This window comes from Sulfitobacter sp. HI0129, assembly GCF_001635395.1.
Lineage (GTDB): Bacteria > Pseudomonadota > Alphaproteobacteria > Rhodobacterales > Rhodobacteraceae > Sulfitobacter.
Window position 1 is genome coordinate 1 of sequence record NZ_LWGH01000358.1, and the last position, 3,216, is coordinate 3,216.

Consider the following 3,216-nt stretch of genomic DNA (forward strand, 5'->3'; position numbering starts at 1 on the left):
CGCTCTTCCTTTGAATGATCGGGCGCGAGGACTACCCTGAAGGTAACGATATAAAGTCAGAGGTTCCCATGCGCCCCATTCAGAAATTGTCCATCCCCTTGCTGCTCGCCGGTCTCGCCGCCGCCCCCGCGCTTGCCGCGCCCTGCGGGAATTCCGCCGGGGGCTTCGAGAACTNGAAAGCCGCCTTTGCACAGGAAGCCGCCGCGGCGGGCGTAGGCCAGCGCGGCCTGAACGCACTGGCGGGCGCGCGCTATGCGAACGGGACCATCGCCGCCGACCGCAACCAGAAATCCTTCAAGTATTCGCTGTCGAAGTTCATGCAGGTCCGTGGGGCCGACACGATCGTGGCGCAGGGCCGCAAGCGCAAGGCGCGCAATGCCGCCTTCTACAATGCGCTCGAACGTCAGTACGGCGTTCCGGCGGGCGTCCTGCTGGCCATACACGGAATGGAAACCGGCTTTGGCGGGTTCATGGGCGACAGTTCAGTCGTCTCCGCCATCACCACGCTGGCCTATGATTGCCGCCGATCCGATTTCTTTACACCCCACGCCATTGGCGCGCTGAAGCTCGTTGACCGTGGCGCGATCACCGGCAACACCAAGGGGGCCAAACATGGTGAGCTGGGCCATACCCAGTTCCTGCCGGGCAATGCCCTGCGCTACGGAGTCGACGGTTCGGGCGACGGGCGGGTGGATTTCTACGACCTCGCCGATGCCATGGCCTCCACGGCCAACTTCCTGCGCCAGAAAGGCTGGCAGCCCGGCGCGGGCTATCAGGAAGGCCAGCCCAACTTTAACGTCATCAAGCAATGGAATGCCGCGGGCGTCTATCAAAAGGCCATCGCGATCATGGCAGCCAAGATCGACGGCTGACGTCCGGAGGCCAAGGTAGCGGGTTCACGGCGCGGTCACTGCCGCGCCGTTTTCAGCTTCATCATCGGCTTCCTGAACCCCACGGCGCAACACCCATGTATGGATGGTAAAGACCGCCGCGTTTGTCTCAGGCAGGCGCAGGATGCACTGGCGTTCCGACCGCAGGTAGGGCCGCGCCTCCCCCCGCCGGGTCCGGTAGGGTTGATGCAGGTCCGGATCCGCATAGGCCAGCCGGTTGAAGCGCCAGAGCGGTCGCCCGGGGCGCACCCCGTCGAAAAGGCGCTGCACCCGCCGCGCGATGTCGCTGTCGTATTCCGGCACCGTATCGTGAATCCCGATAAGGGGCCGGCCCGCCTTGTCCGCCAACCGCCATGACGCGGGAAAGCACAGCACCGCCCCCGTCAGCACATGCTCATCGCCCCGTTTCTGCAGCAGGCAGATGTCCTCCTGCACGATCTGCCCCAGCGTACGCAGCGGATTGTCAAAGTCGAGCGGCTGCACATGGCCGTCCGGGCAGGTAATGCCCCCGTCCGAGCGGTGGAACCCCAGCCTTGGCAGTAGCGCCAGCGCCTCACCCAGCACCTCTTGGGCGGCGGGGCGCGCCGCTTCTTCCAGATAGAGGACATGCGCGCCCGGATCCTTCAGAAGCGCGCGGCGATAGGCCATCTGCGCGCCATATGCCTCGTCCACCCGCAGCCAATCCGCTGCACCGCAGGGCGCGATACCCGGAAGGCGCGGCATGTCACCGGCCATTTCCACGGGCAGCCGGGGCTGCAGAATTTCCTTCACCGAGACCTCCATGCGCGGAACCTGTCGCAAACCGACCGTCTGCGCGTCGGAAAACTGTACGTCGGCTCCGGAAATACGCGGCAGGCTTGACGAAGGCAAACGGAGTGATCGCATGAACAGTCATTTCCGCGATACGCGCAAGATCGATCCCGCCCGGGGGGCCTGCCTTGGCGACGGGACACCCAATGATCCAGACCGGGTGGAAATCGGGCCCACGCGGCTCGCCTTCGACGAATGGCGCGAGGCGGGCCTCGCCCTGCCCGATCTGCCCGCGCTGCGGCGCTACCGCTGGGAAAGGCTGACCGCGCATATCGTCGCCCGCGGCTACGCGGGCCTGCTGATGTTCGACCCGCTCAACATCCGCTACGCCACCGACAGCACCAACATGCAGCTGTGGAACACCCACAACCCGTTCCGCGCCGTGCTGCTTTGTGCCGATGGCTACATGGTCATCTGGGACTACAAGAATTCGCCCTTCCTGTCGGAATTCAACCCGCTCGTGCGTGAGCGGCGCGCGGGGGCGGATCTCTTCTATTTCGACCGGGGCGACAAGGTGAACGTGGCCGCCGATGCCTTCGCCAACGAAGTCCGCCTGCTGCTGGCCGAACACGGGAACGGCGACCGGCGGCTCGCGGTGGATAAGATCATGCTGCACGGCATGCGCAGCCTCGAAGCACAGGGGTTCGAGATCATGGAAGGCGAAGAGGTCACCGAAAAGGCCCGCGCCGTAAAGGGCCCGGACGAGATCGCCGCCATGCGCTGCGCCTCCCATGCCTGCGAAACGGCGGTGGCGGCCATGGAACACTTTGCCCGAACCCACGCGGGCGATGGCACAACATGCGAAAACGACATCTGGGCGGTACTGCACGCAGAAAACATCCGCCGGGGCGGCGAATGGATCGAAACGCGGCTGCTCACCTCCGGTCCGCGCACCAACCCGTGGTTTCAGGAATGCGGCCCACGCGTGGTGCAGCGCAACGAGATCCTCGCCTTCGATACCGATCTCGTCGGTGCCTATGGAATCTGCGTGGACATCAGCCGGACATGGTGGATCGGAGAGCGACCGCCCCGCGCCGACATGGTGTCGGCCATGCGCCACGCCCATGACCACATCATGGAGAACATGGCCCTGCTGAAACCCGGGATCACGATCCCCGAACTCACCGCCCGCGCGCACAAGCTGGCCCCGGAATTCCAGCACGGCAAATACGGCTGCCTGATGCACGGTGTCGGGCTCTGCGATGAATGGCCACTGGTCGCCTACCCCGACAAGGCGGTGGAGGGCGCGTTCGACTATCCGCTCGAAGCGGGCATGGTGCTCTGCGTGGAGGCGCTCGTCTCCCCCGATGGGGGCGACTTTTCCATCAAGCTCGAAGATCAGGTTCTGGTGACGGAGGACGGATACGAAAACCTGACGCGCTACCCCTTCGATCCCGCCCTGATGGGCGCGGGTTAATCAGCCGGTCCCGCGCCTCGCAGCGCCTGCGACAGGTCCTGCCACAGGTCATCGACATCTTCGATCCCGACCGACAGGCGCAGCAGCCCTTCGGGAATG

4 protein-coding genes are annotated in these 3,216 nt (G+C 65.0%); 2 read left to right on the forward strand and 2 right to left on the reverse strand.

Going from position 1 to position 3,216, the window contains the following annotated elements:
- Window positions 1-68: 68 nt before the first annotated feature.
- Window positions 69-872, forward strand: a complete 804-nt coding sequence (locus A3764_RS09025; RefSeq protein ID WP_067951508.1) for a lytic murein transglycosylase — start codon at window positions 69-71, stop codon at window positions 870-872.
- A gap of 24 nt (window positions 873-896) precedes the next feature.
- Here the strand turns inward: A3764_RS09025 and A3764_RS09030 are convergent, their stop codons facing one another.
- A complete protein-coding gene (locus tag A3764_RS09030; protein WP_330220265.1) occupies window positions 897-1,775 on the reverse strand; it encodes a heme-dependent oxidative N-demethylase family protein in 879 nt (292 codons plus the stop codon).
- Between A3764_RS09030 and dddP the strand changes: the two genes are divergently transcribed.
- Window positions 1,774-3,117, forward strand: coding sequence for a dimethylsulfonioproprionate lyase DddP (gene dddP, locus A3764_RS09035; protein WP_067921699.1), 1,344 nt, complete (start codon window positions 1,774-1,776; stop codon window positions 3,115-3,117). The two genes, A3764_RS09030 and dddP, sit on opposite strands and share 2 nt — an antisense overlap.
- On the opposite strand, the gene A3764_RS24615 is transcribed toward dddP, so the two are convergent.
- Window positions 3,114-3,215 carry a PLP-dependent transferase gene (locus tag A3764_RS24615; RefSeq protein ID WP_330220516.1) on the reverse strand — a complete coding sequence of 34 codons (102 nt, stop codon included), beginning with the start codon at window positions 3,213-3,215 and terminating at the stop codon, window positions 3,114-3,116. The two genes, dddP and A3764_RS24615, sit on opposite strands and share 4 nt — an antisense overlap.
- Window position 3,216: the final 1 nt, after the last annotated feature.